15 protein-coding genes and 1 tRNA gene are annotated in these 18,749 nt (G+C 42.4%); 8 read left to right on the top strand and 8 right to left on the bottom strand.

Going from position 1 to position 18,749, the window contains the following annotated elements; all coding sequences use genetic code 11:
• Positions 1-636: 636 nt before the first annotated feature.
• The 4 genes from P2W71_RS09355 (at position 637) to P2W71_RS09340 (ending at position 6,926) form a co-directional block, all read left to right on the top strand.
• Positions 637-1,971, top strand: a complete 1,335-nt coding sequence (locus P2W71_RS09355) for a Gfo/Idh/MocA family oxidoreductase (RefSeq protein ID WP_276370050.1) — start codon at positions 637-639, stop codon at positions 1,969-1,971.
• The gene (locus P2W71_RS09350; RefSeq protein ID WP_276370048.1) at positions 1,968-2,963 is read left to right on the top strand and encodes a Gfo/Idh/MocA family oxidoreductase; all 996 of its coding nucleotides are present in this window, start codon (positions 1,968-1,970) and stop codon (positions 2,961-2,963) included. The genes P2W71_RS09355 and P2W71_RS09350 overlap by 4 nt, the downstream gene beginning before the upstream one ends.
• Positions 2,964-2,988: 25 nt before the next feature.
• Positions 2,989-6,006: a PVC-type heme-binding CxxCH protein gene (locus tag P2W71_RS09345; protein WP_276370045.1), complete on the top strand. Its 3,018-nt coding sequence runs from the start codon at positions 2,989-2,991 to the stop codon at positions 6,004-6,006.
• A 104-nt stretch (positions 6,007-6,110) separates the two neighbouring features.
• On the top strand, positions 6,111-6,926 hold the full coding sequence (locus P2W71_RS09340) for a polysaccharide deacetylase family protein (protein ID WP_276370042.1): 816 nt from the start codon (positions 6,111-6,113) through the stop codon (positions 6,924-6,926).
• Between the two features lie 3 nt (positions 6,927-6,929).
• On the opposite strand, the gene P2W71_RS09335 is transcribed toward P2W71_RS09340, so the two are convergent.
• Together P2W71_RS09335 and P2W71_RS09330 are read right to left on the bottom strand one after the other, a co-directional pair.
• Entirely contained in the window at positions 6,930-7,364 is a 435-nt protein-coding gene (locus tag P2W71_RS09335) for a hypothetical protein (RefSeq protein ID WP_276370038.1), read from the bottom strand.
• 568 nt (positions 7,365-7,932) lie between these two features.
• Positions 7,933-8,009 (bottom strand) — tRNA-Arg (locus P2W71_RS09330).
• A 122-nt stretch (positions 8,010-8,131) separates the two neighbouring features.
• On the opposite strand from P2W71_RS09330, the gene P2W71_RS09325 reads away from it, so the two are divergent.
• Positions 8,132-8,881: a porin family protein gene (locus P2W71_RS09325; RefSeq protein ID WP_276370036.1), complete on the top strand. Its 750-nt coding sequence runs from the start codon at positions 8,132-8,134 to the stop codon at positions 8,879-8,881.
• A gap of 241 nt (positions 8,882-9,122) precedes the next feature.
• Here the strand turns inward: P2W71_RS09325 and P2W71_RS09320 are convergent, their stop codons facing one another.
• Positions 9,123-10,115: an acyl transferase gene (locus P2W71_RS09320; RefSeq protein ID WP_276370032.1), complete on the bottom strand. Its 993-nt coding sequence runs from the start codon at positions 10,113-10,115 to the stop codon at positions 9,123-9,125.
• 33 nt (positions 10,116-10,148) lie between these two features.
• Between P2W71_RS09320 and P2W71_RS09315 the strand changes: the two genes are divergently transcribed.
• The gene (locus P2W71_RS09315) at positions 10,149-11,063 is read left to right on the top strand and encodes a hypothetical protein (RefSeq protein ID WP_276370029.1); all 915 of its coding nucleotides are present in this window, start codon (positions 10,149-10,151) and stop codon (positions 11,061-11,063) included.
• Positions 11,064-11,078: 15 nt separating this feature from the next.
• Here P2W71_RS09315 and P2W71_RS09310 read toward each other — a convergent pair whose 3' ends face one another.
• Complete coding sequence (locus P2W71_RS09310; RefSeq protein ID WP_276370026.1) at positions 11,079-13,490, bottom strand: alpha-ketoacid dehydrogenase subunit alpha/beta; 2,412 nt, start codon at positions 13,488-13,490, stop codon at positions 11,079-11,081.
• A 255-nt stretch (positions 13,491-13,745) separates the two neighbouring features.
• On the opposite strand from P2W71_RS09310, the gene ald reads away from it, so the two are divergent.
• On the top strand, positions 13,746-14,858 hold the full coding sequence (gene ald / locus P2W71_RS09305; protein WP_276370023.1) for an alanine dehydrogenase: 1,113 nt from the start codon (positions 13,746-13,748) through the stop codon (positions 14,856-14,858).
• Between the two features lie 43 nt (positions 14,859-14,901).
• On the opposite strand, the gene P2W71_RS09300 is transcribed toward ald, so the two are convergent.
• Entirely contained in the window at positions 14,902-15,351 is a 450-nt protein-coding gene (locus P2W71_RS09300) for a type I restriction enzyme HsdR N-terminal domain-containing protein (RefSeq protein ID WP_276370020.1), read from the bottom strand.
• Positions 15,352-15,448: 97 nt separating this feature from the next.
• On the opposite strand from P2W71_RS09300, the gene P2W71_RS09295 reads away from it, so the two are divergent.
• The gene (locus P2W71_RS09295; RefSeq protein WP_276370017.1) at positions 15,449-16,219 is read left to right on the top strand and encodes an AMP nucleosidase; all 771 of its coding nucleotides are present in this window, start codon (positions 15,449-15,451) and stop codon (positions 16,217-16,219) included.
• Between the two features lie 68 nt (positions 16,220-16,287).
• On the opposite strand, the gene P2W71_RS09290 is transcribed toward P2W71_RS09295, so the two are convergent.
• From P2W71_RS09290 to P2W71_RS09280, 3 genes are all read right to left on the bottom strand, one after another.
• A complete protein-coding gene (locus P2W71_RS09290; protein WP_276370015.1) occupies positions 16,288-17,622 on the bottom strand; it encodes an MFS transporter in 1,335 nt (444 codons plus the stop codon).
• Between the two features lie 61 nt (positions 17,623-17,683).
• Positions 17,684-18,145, bottom strand: a complete 462-nt coding sequence (locus tag P2W71_RS09285; RefSeq protein ID WP_276370012.1) for a biopolymer transporter ExbD — start codon at positions 18,143-18,145, stop codon at positions 17,684-17,686.
• 15 nt (positions 18,146-18,160) lie between these two features.
• Positions 18,161-18,748, bottom strand: coding sequence for a biopolymer transporter ExbD (locus tag P2W71_RS09280; protein WP_276370010.1), 588 nt, complete (start codon positions 18,746-18,748; stop codon positions 18,161-18,163).
• Position 18,749 lies beyond the last annotated feature (1 nt).

Below are 18,749 nucleotides of genomic sequence, written 5' to 3'. Positions count from 1 at the left end.
CAGTTATCCTCAGTTAACTTTTTAAAAAATATTTTCATGCTAGATATCCTCAGTCTTAATACTGTGCAGACGTCCTATGATCCATCACTTCACGGAATTATCATTTCCTATTAGCCAAACATCCACAGCTTTAATATTTCAAACGTGGAGGCAAATCATTAAACTCTAGCTGTAGTTTTCCTCTCTCCAATTCATTGATAGCACCTCAATTTATTAACCACCTAAACCTTCTTTCACTATACCACCAGCCTCTACGTTATAACCTCAGAAAGAATGCATGCTTTCGAAATAAATATTTGTCTTAAGGTGCCGAAGATTTGATTTTGGGAGAACCCCAGCATCTTTCCGTGGAACCATCGGCTTGTACCTGTTCCCACACGCTTTCTCATTTCACTGTTCAGATGTGCATGTGTTCTTTCGAAAGCCCACGATCGAATTCAACATCGGATTTTAGCATACTAGCAATTAACTTTTTTGTGTTTTAGCTAATAACTTCTCAACGTTTTTTGTAGCTTCCTTTGCCAAATCAGCAACCTAACTTATCTAAGTGTCATTACACCCTCGTACAAAATTTAATTCACTCGACGTCTGGATGCAAAACATTAACATTTAAGTAAATACCCAAACACTTTTACCATGAAACAATGGAACCGGCGTAAATTTATTCAATCTGCGATAGCGGGAAGTATCGGTGCAGGCCTGACTGAAAATCTTCATGCCTTTAATATTTTGCCTACCTATCCTGTAAAAGATAAATATAAAGTAGCGATTATGGGTGTGAATGCCCGAGGGTTGGATCACGTGCGTGCTTTCTTGAATCAGCCCAATGCAGAAATTGCATACATCTGTGATGTTGATACAATTCCGCTATCAAAGGCAATGGAACTCGCATCAAAAGGGAAAGCAAAACCAAAGTCGGTTTCTGATTTCAGACGTGCACTTGATGATAAAACTGTAGATGCACTTTCCATTGCAGCGCCTGATCATTGGCATGCTCCTGCTGCCATCCTCGGATTAAAAGCAGGCAAACATATTTATGTTGAGAAACCCGGTAGTCATAATCCCGGAGAAGCAGAACTGTTGGTCGATGCCATGAAGAAATATGATACAAAAATCGTTCAGATGGGCAATCAGCGACGATCATGGCCACGCGTAAAAGAGGCAATCCAATCGTTGCACGATGGTGTCATTGGCAGAGTGTATTATGCAAGAGCCTGGTATACCAACACCCGACCTAGCATTGGAAAAGGGAAACTTGTAGCGCCCCCCGTTAATTTGGATTATGAATTATGGCAAGGGCCAGCTCCGCGCAAACCTTACAAGGATAATCTCATCCATTACAATTGGCATTGGCATTGGAACTGGGGAACAGGGGAAGTTCTTAACAATGGTACCCACTTTATTGACCTTGCACGATGGGGTCTCGATGTTAATTATCCGACGAAAGTATTTTCAACGGGAGGCAGGTATCAGTATCAGGATGATTGGGAAACCCCCGACACACAAATTGCCACTTTTGATTTTGAAGGTGGTAAAACCATTGCGTGGGAAGGAAGAAGTTGCAATCAACGGGGCATAAACAACATGGGCTCGGGTGTATCATTCCATGGTGAGCAAGGCACGCTCGAGTTGCAGGATAATTCCTACAAAATTTTTGACAATAAAGGTAATGTTGTCAAAAATGTTGACTCCACCAAGAATGTAGAAGTTTCACAGACTGGTCCTGGTTTTAATTTTGACAAAGATCATTTTGCTAACTTTTTGGACTGCATGGAAACAGGAAAAAAGCCAAATTCGATTTATAATGATTGCTATAAGAGTGTTTTATTGTGTCATCTGGCAAACATCTCATACCGTACAGGCAGAGCGTTGCAGTGTGATGCTGAAAACGGGAGAATAAAAAATGATACAGAAGCCACAAAACTTTGGACGCGTGAATACGAAAACGGGTGGCAACCCTCTATAACATGAAAACGATGGACCGAAGAGATTTTATTTCCAGGGCCGCAGCTGCCGGAACGACATTAGGACTTTCGTTTCCAGCAATGGCAACGCCGTTTAGTCAGTCACCAATTAAAATTGGCATTGTCGGGCTGGATACATCGCATTCCCCCGCCTTTGCAAAATACTTTAATGTAACAGATACTTCGGGTGATTTTCGTGTCGTAGCCGCCTATCCGCATGGGAGTAAAGATATTGCAAGCAGTGTATCCAGAATTCCAAAATACACGGACGAGGTAAAGGGATATGGTGTGTCAGTTGTCGACTCGATTCAAAAGTTATTAACGATGGTTGATGCTGTGTTATTGGAAACCAATGATGGGCGACTTCACAAGGAGCAGGCGTTTCAGATATTGCAAGCCCGAAAACCTGTCTTCATCGACAAGCCCGTGGCGGCCTCCCTTTCAGATGTCTTTGGCATTTATGATAAAGCTAGAGAACTGAATGTTCCTGTTTTTTCCTCATCGTCATTACGGTATATGAAAACGGCGCAAGATGTAAGGTATCAAAATGTAATTGGCAACGTACTTGGCGCAGATACATTCAGTCCGGCTACACTAGAGCCTACGCATCCCGATTTGTTTTGGTATGGCATTCACGGAGTTGAAATACTCTTTACGGTTATGGGTGCCGGTTGTGAATCGGTTACGCGCTTTAATAAAGACAACATGGACGTAGTGGTAGGGTTATGGGCCGATGGAAGAATCGGAACATTCAGGGGCACGCGTGAGGGCAAGCATGACTACGGCGGCACGGCATTCGGTTCAAGCGGCAACTTGGTATTAGGACCGTTTGATGGTTATGACGGGCTCGCAGTAAAAATCGCGGAGTTCTTTAAAACTAAAAAATCTCCTGTTGATGAAAAAGAAACGTTGGAGATATACGCATTTATGGAAGCAGCACATGAAAGTAAACGACATAGAGGCAAGAGCGTCAGTTTAAAAGAAGTCTCCCCTAAATAACTTTCTTATTAGTAAAAAAATAAAAATGTGGAGGATCTATCGTGCGTTTTACATTCAGGTATTTTGCATAAGCGCCGGCATCTTTAGCGGTTGCAAAGATCAAACTTCAACCCCAAAAAGTTCTTTAGAAGAAGCTCTCGCCTCGTTTACACTGGAGGAGGGATTTAAAATCGAGTTACTCGCATCCGAGCCTTTGATTGGCGACCCTGTCGATATGGAAATCGATGAGTATGGAAGGCTTTATGTGGCGGAGCTGCCAGGTTATCCGCTGAACAAAAGTGGTTCAGGAAAAATTAAGCTCCTGAGCGATACCGATGGTGATGGCAAGATGGACAAGAGCACAGTATTCGCCGAGAATCTCATTCTTCCAAATAGTGTGATGCGCTGGAAGAATGGACTGCTCGTTACAGACGCGCCGAATGTTCTGTACTTTGAAGATACAAACAACGATGGACGTGCCGACATTAGAGATACACTCCTTACGGGATTTGCGCTCTCAAACCCACAGCATAATCTAAACAGCCCGCTGCTTGGCCTTGATAATTGGATCTACCTCGCGCACGAAGGTGCCGTATCAACTGAGACCTATCAAAAAGAATTTGGAGATGAGGGTAGGGAAATCTATTTCCCTGGCGACCCTGCCTCGCCCCGGTTAGCAAAAAATGCAAATGGGCGGTCAGTGCGCTTCCGCCCCGATGATTTACGGTTGGAATTACTTTCGAGTCATACACAATTTGGTCACACTTTCGATCAATGGGGAAATTACTTCCTGGTTGGAAATGCCAATCATGTGTACCATGAAGTTATACCCGAACGTTATATTGAAAGAAATCCAAACCTGTTGCTCTCCAATACTACCCAGTCCATTTCGGATCATGGAAATGCCGCAGAAGTTTTTCCGATAACTATCAATCCACAGCATCAGTTGCTAACCGATGTCGGGGTTATCACATCCGCTTGCGGCATTACCTCCTACCTCGGTGCGGCCTTTCCCTTTCCGTACAACGAGAACGTTACCTTCGTTGCTGAACCCGTCAGCAATTTGATTCATGTTGACAAGCTTACGCATAACAACGCAACATTTACAGCCAGCAGAATTCGGCAGCACCAGGAATTTTTAGCTTCAACCGATGCAAAGTTCAGACCCGTAAACATGTATGTGGGTCCTGATGGCTCATTGTATGTAGTAGATTACTATCGCCAAATCATCGAACATCCGGAATGGATGGGAAAAGAAGTTATAGAATCCGGCGACCTTTACAACGATATGGATAAGGGAAGAATCTATCGAATCAGCGCCACAAATTCAGCACCAATCACTTGGACCAAAGGGATAACCCTTGGTCATGCCACAGATGATGCATTGGTAAAACACTTATCAGATCCAAACATTTGGTGGCGCCAAAACGCACAACGGTTACTTATTGACAGAAAGCACAAAACATCCATAGGCTTGCTGGATGACATAGTAAAAAACGGCAGCTCAATGGGTAGGCTACACGCACTATGGACCTTGGAAGGTTTAGGTGAATTAAAAACATCTCAAATTAAAAAAGCCCTTCGGGACACAGTCCCAGGGATCAGGGCAAATGCCATTAAGCTGGCTGAGCTCCATTTTTCACAGTCAACTATTCTACTCGATGACTTACTCAGCATGAAGTCGGATCCCGATTCAAAAGTTCGATTCACATTATTATGCATGCTTGGCTCCTATGAATCAAATGCAGCTCAGGAGGCAAGGCAACATTTACTATTTCAGGATATAGAAGACAAGTGGGTCCAGGTCGCTGCATTGTCTGCTTCCGGTGATCAAACTGCGCTGTTAAAAGTTGTCATCGAAAAGTTTCGTGAGGATACACCGGCGTTTGCGTCGCTCATTCAAAAATTAGCGGCAATTATCGCATCTCAAGGAGAAATGCGCGCGGTAAAAACTTTGATGGCGTGCATCGATCAATCTAAAAGTATAAATCAGCCTTCTATTCACGCGGCATTGATCGAAGGAATGGCAGATGGGTTTAAAATAAAAAAATCGGTAAGCTTCCTTTCCGAAGAAGAAAAAAACAGGCTCCTCAAAAATTTTTTTACAACGTCTGTTCCTGCCATTCGAAAAGCGCTGTTACATCTTATCAAAGCACTCGAATTTAAAAACAGATCGTTTGTAACAAACGCTTTGAACAAAGCGATGGATATAGCTGTCGATACCGGCCAGTCAGAAGAAAAAAGGGCAGACGCAATCGACTTGCTTTCTCTTCAAAATCCGGAGAAATACAAAAAAGAGTTAGTAGCCATGCTAGTCCCTCAAGAGGCTCTCCCTATTCAGTTGGCAGTGCTGCGAACCCTGAGCACAATTCCCGGCACTTCAGTTTCTGAATACCTCCTTGAAAAATGGTCAACACTGACGCCGCAAGTGCAAGACGCAGCAATCGGCACATTCCTAACAAGCAATGAAAGAATTGATTTCCTTTTAAGTGCAATTGAAAAGAATCGAATACTTCCAGCAACTGTTAGTTGGCCAAGAAGGGTCAGGTTGATGGCGCAGAACAACGAGCCCCTTCGAAACAGAGCGCGCGCTATTTTCACGACTAACAATGAGCAAGACGTAAATAAAGCCTATCAATCTTCATTGACATTAAAAGGAGATGTTAATAATGGAAAAACTGTTTATCAGCAGAATTGTGCGTTATGTCATCAAATCAGGGGAGAAATGGGAGTGGCTGTTGGCCCTGACCTCGGAACTATTCATAATTGGTCTGCAGAGGCAATTATGGCCAATACACTCGCACCCAATCTTTCCATCTCAAGTGGATACGATCTTTGGTCGATTGAATTACAAAACGGCGAATCGTTGCAAGGAATTATTGCAAGCGAAACGCCGACTGCTGTGATGCTTCGTTTGGTGGGAAGTGTTGACAGAACTATTGATCGAAAAGAAATTAAATCCTTAAAAGCATTAAATATGTCGATAATGCCACAGGGTTTAGAAAAACAAATCAGTCAACAGCAAATGGCCGATCTGCTGGCCTTTCTCAAGCAAAACAAGTAAGTTATACCTTCCATGTATCAGGCTGGATTTTACCTTTGTACTCAAGCGTATTTAGCAAATGCCGCAAAAAATTTGCTCTGCAAAATCACTTCTGAATAACATTTATGAATACAAGACAAAGAAAAATTTTTACAGTTCAGCTAATCGTTACTTTCATTGCCGCCAGCATGGTTGTCGCTCAACCGGCAACACAGTTTTCCTGGCCCAATGGAAAACAAATTGCTATTAGCCTGACTTTTGACGACGGTCGTGCCAGCCAGGTGGAAGGTGGTACAGCATTACTTGATGAATATGATATTAAGGCTACATTCTATGTTGTTCCTGCCGCAGTCGAACGGAAAGTTGAAGCATGGAAGAAGGCAGTAGCCAATGGTCATGAAATTGGCAACCATTCTTTAAAACATCCATGCACTGGAAATTTTCAGTGGTCAAGAAAAAATGCGCTGGAAGATTATACGCTTCAGGAAATGCAGGATGAACTTATGGAAGCTAATAAGCAAATTCAAAATTTATTGGGTGTACAATGCAAAGCATTTGCTTATCCCTGTGGTCAGACATTTGTGGGAAGAGGAAAAGAAACAAAAAGTTATATTCCTGTTATCGCCGAAATATTTTCAACTGGACGTGGATGGCTGGATGAAAGTCCAAACGATCCAACGTTTTGTGACTTTGCACAACTTACCGGTATAGAAAGCGATGGAAAAGATTTTGATCAAATTTTACCGCTTATCGAAGCTGCAAAGAAAAATAATCAATGGTTGGTATTGGCTGGCCATGAAATGAATGAATCTGGTGCACAGACAACGCGCCTGGCCATGCTCAGGAAATTACTTGAATACGCGAAAGACCCATCGAATGGTATTTGGATTGCGCCGGTGGGTACCGTTGCAAAGTATGTGGAGGAGCGGCGGAAGTTTTGATCGCTACTCTACCTTCAAATATTCCAATGCCTTTGCTTCTCCGCGGTATATTTTTCTCTGTTCAAAAAATAACGGCGGCTTCTTATCATCTTCAAAAGGATACAGCCAATGCGTTTCCGGATCGAACTTCGTTACATAGGTCGACAGAGCGTCCGTCTCACCAGCCATTGATGCGACCCAGCCATTGCCGTCATAATCATTAAACATCCATTTCCTGTTCGAGATTTCGTAGAGGTCGTCTGCTTCAACAATAAATAGCGAATCTCTGACGGTTCTGGCACCGATAACCACACCCGTCTCCGGATTGATGACATTAGCAGTATACGTATTGACATAAACGCCTGAAAGATCCTTCTCCATCCCTGATACATTGTCTCTTGGATTACATGAGACCAAGCTTAACCCTGCGAGAACAAGGTATTCAATTTTGAAAGCCATATTCAAAATTAAACTTATCCTTGAATAAGTATAATGGCAGGCACAAATAGAAGAACACGCACACTAATTTTCTAATAGCCTGATGATTGCCAGCCGCGACGACCAAGGCATCGACTGCCCCTTCAAAATATTTTTCAATCACTCTTGTTGCTCCAGATTTTTGTCAGGGTTGCATCAGGGTTGCAACAGTCTTCCTTTAGTATTCCGCCAGAAGTTCATCAGATAACCATCGTTTTTCGACGAACACTACTGATGGTACCAAGAAGGAAGTCTAACGCAGAACGATAACAAGACGAAGAACAACGAAGCGCAACGAAGAAAGACTGGAGAAAGACGAGCAAAGTCTGATGCCAGACAAAAGGAACACTAATGAAAGACTGGTGAAAGACGGAGAAAGTCTAAAGGGTATCTAATGAAAGTCTGACGGCAGACTTGTGCGAGCCTAACCCAGTAAGGATTAGCAAAGATTTCCAATCAGCCCGCCGAGGACATTAAAACTTTTAGCGCAAATAAATCATCCAGAGAGCGGGCCAAAAGAAAAATCCCAAGTTGTTATAAACTTGGGATTTGGTGAGCCTGCAGGGATTCAAACCCCGAGTCTTCTGATCCGTAGTCAGATGCTTTATTCAGTTAAGCTACAGGCCCTGAAAAAAGTCTTAAAATTTAGGACTGCAAATGTAAAGAATAATTTAACTCAGCAAAACAAAACGATTTGGCCCTGCCGCCAAAAAAGCTATTTTTGGACCTTCTAATGACAACTACACCGCATGACGCATAAAATTGTTGCTATCGTATTTCTATTAGGGATTTCTGTTACGGCTTGGGCTCAAAGCGAAGCACCGAAAAAAATTTCCAGACGCCCGGACATACCGGGTACTTTCGCGCTTGAATTGGGATTCAATAGCGGACAAAGCGCGCCAAAAGACTTTAGTCTAGGATTTTTCGGATCCCGGACGGTCAATATCTATTATCAATACGATTTGCGTATCCTAAAATCAAAATTCAGTTTTGTCCCTGGTATCGGGCTGAGCCTAGAGCGTTTTAAATTTAACAATGACAATACCTTGGCATATGTCGATGGCGATCTCGAGAGTATCAGAATGATTACTCCGGCAGAAGCAGGTATCGTAGGGATAAAAAAGTCACAATTGATTACAAATTATGTTGAGATTCCCCTTGAAATAAAATTCAGTACGAAGCCTGATGATCCGGCAAGAAGTTTTAAAATTTCGGTTGGAGGCCGTATTGGTTATATGTACGATTCTTTTACAAAAGTGAAATACAAGGAGGATGGAGAATCCAAAAAGTGGAAAAACAAGGAAGATTATAATCTCAATAAAATCCGTTATGGCTTGACTGGCCGGATTGGACTGGGAAGCATCAGCATATTTGGATACTATAACCTTACGCCGCTTTTCAAAGAAGGTAAAGGGCTGAGTGATATTATCGACACCAATACCAAAGTAAAGAACGACTTCAGTACCCTTACCATAGGCATTTCTCTTGCTAGTTTCTAGGCGCAGGTTTACCTGCGCAGAAAGCTTACGCGTAAGAAATCAAGGTTATTAAAATCAGATTCTTTGTCCAGAATTCGGTTTGGGAGCCTTCTTAGCATATGTGGGGCATGTATATTGGCTACATGCCGAGATAAAAGCCGCTAAAGCAACAAAAGCAACAATCTTTTTCATTCTAATAACTTTGGGTCTAACAAAAATATAATTCTTTATCATTAAAACAAATCGAGGGCCAGTTGCCACGCTATTGGATCATCAGGTTGCAACCCCTCAAATCACTGTTATCTAGCCGGCCCAGCACTTCAAATGACCCATCGGTGTAAACTTTGCCCAAATCTTCCGTCTCAATAAAGGAAAGTGTTTGCCAATTTGCCAAATCAATAACATTAATCCCTCCCATTTCAGATTGTAACCCTTTTTTCAAAGGGTCTGTAATGTCTCTGCAAATAATTCTCATCCAGGGCGGGCATGAAAACCTGGAATTCCCGCTGATTGAATACGCTTGGGAAAGCAATTCTGTCATTCCATACTCGGAAAACAGCGTTTTGACGTTGAACCGGGCTTTTACAATTTCCTGCATCTCAAATCGAGTAATTTCCCTTCTTCTACCTTTCATGCCGCCGGTTTCCATCACCATACATTGGCTCAGATCGATATTATATCTGTCGGCTAAATCTAATAACGCGAATGAGACGCCCCACAATATGGCTTTCCGGGAATCATTTTTCAATTGCCCTAATGTATGGACGAGGGTCGCATGATCATTTAAATAAAAGCCAGAATGTGCGGATCCACTTTTTGTGATAAAATAATCGATCATCGCCACCAAGGAAGATCCCTTGCGCTCAAGATAAGAAGGCAACAATGCCAGAAAATGGAAATCTGTTATCGGTCCCAGGAAATGTTCAAAACATTTTTGGGAATGGTTCAGATAAAATTGTAAGTCGGGAACAAGGTGACGGCTAGGGTTGGAGTTTGTCGTGCCACTACTAAAGAAAATCGTCTCCGGAATCCACTTGCCGGTCTGAATTTCGTGAGTCTTGAAAAACGATATGGGTAGGTAAGGAATATCTTCTAGGGATCTTACTTTTTCAACCGAGACCCCCAGTTGTGTAACGAAAGAATGATAAACTGGATTGTTGGCTACCTGAAAAGCAAATAACTTAAGTGCAATATCCCGAAAGGATGATTCGTTTACTGTATATATTTCGGAGGCAAAACTTTTAAAAGTTTCCAAGCGTTTAGTTAACTTGAGAGGTCAAATTTAGAAATGAAACAGGTAAGGAGCGCATTATTATTTGCATTTTCAGTTTTGGTCATGGGCGCGTGCTTTAATCCTCCTGAATTCAGCAATTCCCCCACTATTGAGTTTAAAGGCGTATCCTTTCAAAAATCTCCTAACGGCGAAGATTCATTAGTTGTTTCTGTAAACTTCAAAGATGGCGATGGCGATTTAGGATTGCTTCCTGGGCCCGACAACATTGCGCCTCCTTTCAATCAAATTAATTTTTTCGCCAACGATAATGGCCAATTACTAGCGGTCCCTTCTATATTGATTGAAAGTTTCAGGGGTTATAGCTATAAAAAGACAAAAAAGACTCCCCGCGATTTCTCATATCTTATTGATGAACCCTCCAAGGTTACGGGCGAACTTTTGACTTTAAAGAGCCGCAATGAGGGATTTTCTTCATTGCCACCATTTACGAAACCGTATGATTGTTTTTTAAATAAGGAATCGTATTTAAATGAAGCGCTCGCTCCTGATACAATTTACATCTGGAGAGAAGATAGTTATCTAATAAAAGATCAAACGACTATCGTTGACACCCTTGTAAACAACTCCGATCCTAATGAGTATTACCTCGTTGTCGTTGATTATTTCTACATAAAGGAAAATCCATTGCACTATAATTTTATTGTTGAATTTTTTGTTGAAGACAATGGTGGCAACTTTGTAGAATACGATTTTCGAAGCGAGTTCTGCGAGACATACGATGGAAGATTCCCGGTGCTAACCGACAACGAGAGAGCGCTCGAAGGAGAAATCAATTATTCAATGGTTGGTACCGGATTTTTGACCACATTCAGTATTAAGCGACTCAAATTAGCCATCACTGTTTACGATCGCGCAGGCAACAAGAGTAACACGGTCGAAACTCAGGAATTCCGTCTGGAAGAGATTTAACTAATCAATCCGAATTTAATAAAGAACAGGAAATTTCACTGGATCTACCTCCGACATCACGCTGTACACCTTCTCAAAAACATCTTCCGCATTAGGCTTGGAAAAATAATCACCATCAGACGCATAAGCAGGGCGATGTTCCTTTGCTGTTATGGTAGCTGGCTTTGAGTCGACAAAATGATAAGCACCTTGTTCTTCCAGTACCTTTTGCATCATGAATGATGTAGCGCCTCCCGGCACATCTTCGTCAGCAAATATGATACGGTTTGTTTTTTTGACGGATTCAAGAATTGAGTTATGAATATCAAAAGGGAGCAAAGTCTGAACATCGATTACTTCACACGATATACCGAAGCCCTCAAGATCATCGGCAGCTTCCATCACAATTCGGCACATCGATCCATATGTTACGATGGTAACATCACTTCCTTCCCTTAATATCTCGGGCACACCTAAAGGCAATGTGAATTCTCCGATGTTGTCGGGCAGCCTTTCTTTTAAACGATATCCGTTTAAGCACTCGATAATTACCGAAGGATCATCTGAGCGAAGCATCGTGTTGTAGAACCCGGCTGCCTGCGTCATGTTACGCGGGGAAATAATGTAAATACCACGTAGTGCGCTCAGCAACATACCTACCTGTGATCCTGCATGCCATACTCCTTCAAGGCGATGGCCCCGGGTTCTGATAATGAGTGGAGCTTTTTGTCCGCCTTTTGTGCGATAGTATAAACAAGCCAGGTCGTCGGATAATGTTGGCAAAGCATAAATAAGATAATCCAGGTATTGAATCTCAGCAATAGGTTTTAACCCACGCAACGCAACGCCTATGCCCTGACCGACAATCGTACATTCACGAATACCCGTATCCGTTACCCGAAGTTCGCCGTGTTTGCTTTGTAACCCGGCAAAGCCCTGATTAACATCGCCAATCTTTCCTACATCTTCACCGAAAGCAAGGACACGCGGATCGCGCGTTAACGCTGCATCAAAACATGCTTGTAGCACCTCACGCCCATCCACCAAAGGTGAGCTATCGGAATAAACCGCCTCAACTTTTTCAACCCTTAATGCGGATTCATCAGAAAGGCTATACAAATGTGAACTGTACCGGTCAAAGTTATCTTCTTCAGCATTTTTTAACCACTCCACCAACTGGCCTTTAGTCTCGACGTTGCCTGAGGCAAGAAAACGAATTGCTTTCTTTGCCGCACGCATGGTTTCCAGCCGTGTGGGGTTAATGGATTTTATTAAATCATTTTTGATATTTAGAATTTCAGCACTTTTATCGCTTTGCTGAATCGCTCTTTCAAGAATTTCCGTTACTCTGGACTGGTCCCGGCGCACGTCCCCAGCAAAAGCTTTCCACGCCCGTTCTTTGGCTTGTCGTGCGGATACCTTGGCTTCTCTTTCTATAGCATCAACTTCTTCAGGTAAAATCATTACTTCGTTAATGATCCACTCACGCATCCGCCGAATACAATCGTGCTGGACTTCCCAAGCCAGCCGTTCTTTTGATTTGTAGCGCTCGTGTGACCCTGAAGTGGAATGCCCCTGTGGTTGCGTCATTTCCTGTACATGGAAGAGAACAGGCACATGTTCCTCGCGGCAAATAACTTCTGCCCGTTGATAGGCTTCTATTAATCCGATGTAGTCCCACCCCTTTACAGTGATGATTTCAAATCCCTTTTCGGTAGGTGTACGCTGCAATCCTGACAACGCTTTGGATATACTCAATTTCGTCGTATGATATTCCTGAGGAACAGAAATTCCATAGTCATCATCCCATACAGAAATAAGCATAGGCACCTGCAATACACCTGCTGCATTTACTGCTTCAAAAAACATTCCCTCTGAAGTCGATGCATTGCCAATGGTACCAAATGCAATTTCGTTCCCGTTATTCGAAAGAGCTTTGAAGTCTTTCAACAGTGGACTTTCGCGAAATAATTTTGAAGCATATGCCAGTCCGAGCAGCCTTGGCATTTGTCCTGCTGTAGGCGATATATCTGCACTGCTATTTTTTGTTTGCGTTAGATCCACAAATTTTCCTTTGTCATCTAAGAAACGAGTGGCGTAGTGACCATTCATAAGCCTTCCTGCCGAAGCGGGGTCGGCTTCAAGGCTGGTATGCGCATACAATTGTGCAAAGTATTGTTGAACTGTTAATTCACCAATGGCAAACATAAATGTCTGGTCGCGATAATATCCCGCACGAAAGTCACCCTTACGAAAAACCTTGGCCATGGCAATCTGTGCAACTTCTTTTCCATCGCCAAAAATTCCGAACTTAGCTTTGCCCATGAACACTTCTCTCCGACCTATGAGGCTAGCTTCACGGCTTTCAACCGCCAGGCGATAATCAGAAAGAATCTCTTTCACCTTTGCCTGCGAAAATTTTGTTTTCACTTCTTTTGTTGCACTCAAATCTGTAAGGGTTGAAAGATGAACGATTGTACCTAGTCAAAAATAGAAATTACCTGAAACTTTCAAAAGGCCGCGTTTTATGGAAACTAATTCAATCTTACATAGGTTCCGATCACGGCAAATTATCGGGGTAGGACTATTGGTGCAATATCGCATCCTGAATGCAAAGTCATGATCCCTCGAAAAAAGCGTTATAGCCACCGCATATGATGCCCTACTTAACTATATTTGTTTCCTTCCATAAAATATTGTTCTATGATTATTGGTGTCCCTAAAGAAATAAAAAACAACGAGAATCGTGTGGCACTTACACCCGCTGGCACGCAGGAACTCGTAAAACGTGGCCATGCAGTTTTTGTTCAAAATACTGCAGGATTAGGTAGTGGTTTTGGTGACGAAGCTTACATGAAAGCCGGTGCCCGTATGATGGATGACCCGGAAGAAATATTTAACCGGGCGGAGATGATTATTAAAGTAAAAGAACCAATTGAAGAAGAATATAAATTTATACGCAAGAACCAACTTGTATTTACCTATTTTCATTTTGCTTCCCACGAGCCATTGACCAAAGCCATGATGGGCAGCGAAGCGGTTTGTCTGGCATACGAAACCGTTGAACGATTAGATGGAAGTCTGCCCTTGCTTGTACCGATGTCGGAAGTTGCAGGTAGAATGGCCGTCCAGGAAGGCGCGAAGTACCTTGAGAAACCTTTGAAGGGTCGCGGGATATTGCTGGGTGGAGTGCCTGGTGTTAGACCAGCACAAGTTCTTATCCTCGGGGGCGGTGTAGTTGGAACGAATGCAGCAAAAATAGCAGCTGGAATGGGTGCAGACGTAACCATCATGGATCTAAATCTTAATCGCCTCCGTTATCTCGACGACGTGATGCCAAAAAATGTTCACACCATTGTTTCAAATGAATATACAATACGTGAAATGGTAAAAGATTGTGATCTGATTATTGGAGGCGTGCTTATACCAGGAGCAAAAGCACCAAAGTTGATTACACGGGACATGCTAAAAGATATGCGTCCCGGAACGGTATTAGTAGACGTCGCCGTTGACCAAGGCGGATGTATTGAAACCTGCAAACCGACCACCCATGAAAATCCTACTTATATAATCGACGATGTTGTTCATTATTGTGTTGCCAATATGCCTGGTGCTGTACCCTATACCTCAACTTTAGCGCTTACAAATGCCACGCTACCCTATGCTATTAGACTTGCCAATCAAGGATGGAAAAAAGCATGTGAGGAAAGCCTTGAGTTAAGAAACGGTTTAAATGTCATTCACGGTGAAGTGGTATACAAAGCTGTAGCCGATGCATTTGGTCTGCAGTATTCAGATGTTAAAAAATTTCTCTAAGGACAACCTGGCGTATTAAGAGTTGTTCTAACGTTAAGCGCGCTTAAAGCTGATCGTAGGCTGGCATCGTTTCGAGTACAACCGTCCGGCTATTTGTCCAATCAGTCTCGCAACAAATAGATGACATGCCGTTCGTTATTACAATATATTTTGCCCGTAGCGAATAATTATAGGTTGAAGCTTGCTGAATGGTTCGCGAACTCAATTTCAATTCAGGAGCTTTGCATTCAATTACCATCCACGGAGCTCCCTGGCGATCGAATACTACGATATCGGATCGTTTTTGAAGGGTGTTAAACATTAGACCACCTTCAACTTTGATGAGGGATCTGGGGTATTTCAAATCATTGATCAGATAATGTAAGAAATGCTGACGAACCCATTCTTCCGGCGTTAATACGACAAATCGCTTTCTCAGAAAATCAAAAATAAAGATCTTATCCTGGGATCGTTTAAGCTCAACGTCAATTGCGGGGAGATTTAGTTTTACCATAATGAGTCCGGATCAAAGATCGCAAATCTTATTTCCCATGCATGAAGATTACGAATCAAATCATTTTTGACGGCTTTTTTATAATAACTTTATAATCATGAAGACTAAACAAGACATCGTTGCGAACTGGCTTCCGCGTTACACAGGTCAACCATTGGAAAAGTTCGGTGACTATATTTTACTCACAAATTTCGACAATTATGTTTCGTTATTTGCGGCCTGGCATAATGTACCTGTCAATGGATTGGATCGCGCGATGAGAAGTGCCACAGCAGAAGGAATTACGATTATCAATTTTGGTATGGGCAGTCCTAATGCGGCGACAATAATGGATTGCCTCAGTGCCATTAAGCCTAAGGCAGCGCTTTTTTTAGGAAAGTGTGGAGGGTTAAAAAAGAAAAATGTTATCGGCGATTTGGTCCTACCTATTGCTGCGATTCGTGGCGAGGGAACTTCCAATGATTATTTCCCACCGGAAGTACCGGCATTGCCAGCCTTTGCATTGCAGAAAGCGATCTCGACGACTATCAGGGATTACGGACAGGATTACTGGACAGGAACTGTATACACAACAAACCGACGGGTTTGGGAATGGGATGAAGATTTCAAAGTGTATTTACAAAAAATCAGAGCGCAAGCTATTGACATGGAGACGGCGACGATATTCTCAACGGCCTTCTCCAATAAGATCCCAACGGGTGCCCTATTGTTGATCTCCGATCAACCGATGATTCCGGAAGGGGTTAAAACAGAAATCAGTGACAACTCCGTAACGAAAAATTTTGTCGAGATCCATTTAAAGATTGGAATTGATTCTTTAAAACAGTTGATTAACAACGGGATGACCGTTAAACATCTTAGGTATTGAGCCAGTGTGCATAGTAGAGTTAAGATCTCGCATGCATGCTTTGTAAAAATTTGCCAGCAAACGCTATTTCATTTCAACGTCGATCTTGCAGTAATATCTCGCGAACTGACGGTAAGCAAAAAAATCATCCCAAGCACAAAATACACGGTTAAAAACAAAGCACTGTTTCTCATGCTTCCCGTAAGGTGGTTAATGAAGCCGTATGAAAATGTGCCTATAACAATAGATACATTAAAGGTAACGTCATAGAAACTGAAGTAGGATGCATGATCCTGTGTGTCTTCAGGGATAAGCTTGGAATAGGTAGCCCGTGACAATGACTGAATACCCCCCATGATCATTCCTACAACAGCTGCCAAGGCATAGAACTGGTATTCGGTAGTAATGAAATAAGAGGCTATGCATACGCCACACCAAATGACAAGCATGGATAACAACGAAAATCTATTACCACTATGGCGTGATAATTTTGCAAACAACCATGCCCCTAGTGCACCAACGAGTTGGATAATTAAAATAGTCATGATAAGATTTGAGCTATCGAGCTTCAATACATCCGTACCAAACAAAGTAGCTAAATACATGATTGTTTGAACGCCTGAATTAAAAAAGAAGAACGAAATCAAGTATCGCTTCAAGTCGGGCTGATTTTTTAAGCTCCGCCACACCTTGGCGATTTCCTCATACCCTTTAGACCAAATTTGTCCTTGTGGTTTTTTATTATAGATGTTATCCGGCAAAACCGAAAACGGAATCATGGCAAAGCCAATCCACCAGGCACCGACCAGTAAAAAAGTAAACCGAGTCGCGGCGCCTTGGCTAGAGAAGGCAAAAGACTCATAATTTAAAATAATCATAAGGCAAATGACCATCAAGATTACACTGCCATAATACCCCATGGAATATCCGCGGGCGCTCGTGACATCGTAACGATCTTCAGTAACAATTTCCGGCAAGAAGGCATTGTAAAAAACCAAACTACCCGAATAACCAACACTTGCCAAAATGGAACAAAGGATACCCCACCAAAGCATGGTTAGGTCATTAAAAAAGTATAGACCTATACAGGAAAGCCCTCCCATCCAAACAAAGAATTTCATAAACGCTTTTTTCCTGCCAGTAAAATCAGCAACACCCGATAGAAACGGGAGCATCGCGGCTACAATTAAAAAAGAAAAAGAAAGGGCATATGAATAGAGTACTGAATTCTGAAGTGTGAAACCCAAGAATTTAACCTGCTCATTGGCGCCGCTGCTTGTTACCTCTTTGTAATAAATTGGAAAAATGGACGATGTTATAACGAGTGAGTAAACTGAGTTTGCCCAATCATACATGTACCAGGCGCGTACAGTTTTAGGGTTATTCAGTACAACTGCCGTGGTAGTTGCAATAGGTTTTGTCATAAATAAAAAGCCCTGCCAGGAAAACCGGGCAGGGCAATTTATTAAACTTTATTTGAAAAAATTACCGGTCAATTTTTTGATTTGCAGAATACAAGAGCTTTCTGGCATTAGCCCTTCGCAGTTCTGTTTCCACATCAGCTATCAACCCTCTTTTTGATTCAACATCTACTTTGAGAGAAATAGTGATGGCATCGCGGTCAACTTCATCCAGCTTTGCTTTTTCAGAGTTTACCCATTGAATTACTCCTTTAGGTTCAATGAAAACATCATTAGCCTGGATTTTCGGTTCTTTACCGAATTGGTCAATTTTTTTCGGCGAACCAATATACAGATAGGAAATCAATGACTTCTTCGCCAGGGTTCTCAACTGCGTTGCTTGAGGCATATGTTGTTCAACATTAATGTTGGTCTCACGCATTTTAGTTGTCACCATGAAGAAGAACAGCAACATGAACACCACATCGGGCATTGATGATGTTGGAATTTCCTGCTTCGTGTTAACTTTCTTCTTAAACTTTGACATAATTTTCCTCTTTAATTAACCACCTACTTTTGTTGGTTCTGCAATTGACAGCGCCATCGGGATTTCAACACCTCCGTTTGGAAGAAGACCTCTTCCCTTATCGTATTGCTGCCTTGCTTGGGGATCAGCGTTCGGATCAGAAGCAATTTCTCTCCAACGATCCACTGTTACCCCGGCACGCTCGGCATAAATCTCATGATATGCAGCCTGTATGGCATCGAGCACGTCAATGAATGCTTTGTGCGTTGTACCACGGTCAGTTTTGAAGGACACAATTGCTTTTTGTGGGTTATCCGAAGATGTAGGATCCTGACCATTATTTAGAATGAATCCCTTAATCTTATCCGTAAGCTCCCGATTAGAGGCTGTCCACGGTTCCCCTTCGACCAACAATCTATCAAATGAGTTAACCTGAATTTTAAAAAGATTGCGTTCAGGGATTTCTACATCTGTGTCCGGAGGCAAAGCTTCTGGAGGAGGAGGCAATTGAATCATCAACCCCTTATCACTGGCTACGGTTGTTGTCATCAAGAAAAAAGTCAACAGCAGGAACGCAATGTCCGCCATAGAAGCATTTGGGATTTCTGGAGTTGATCTTGCCATT

This window comes from Chryseolinea sp. H1M3-3 (assembly GCF_029360725.1).
GTDB lineage: Bacteria > Bacteroidota > Bacteroidia > Cytophagales > Cyclobacteriaceae > Chryseolinea.
Note: the sequence above shows the minus strand (reverse complement) of the source record. Positions and strands in the feature narration are given on the sequence as shown.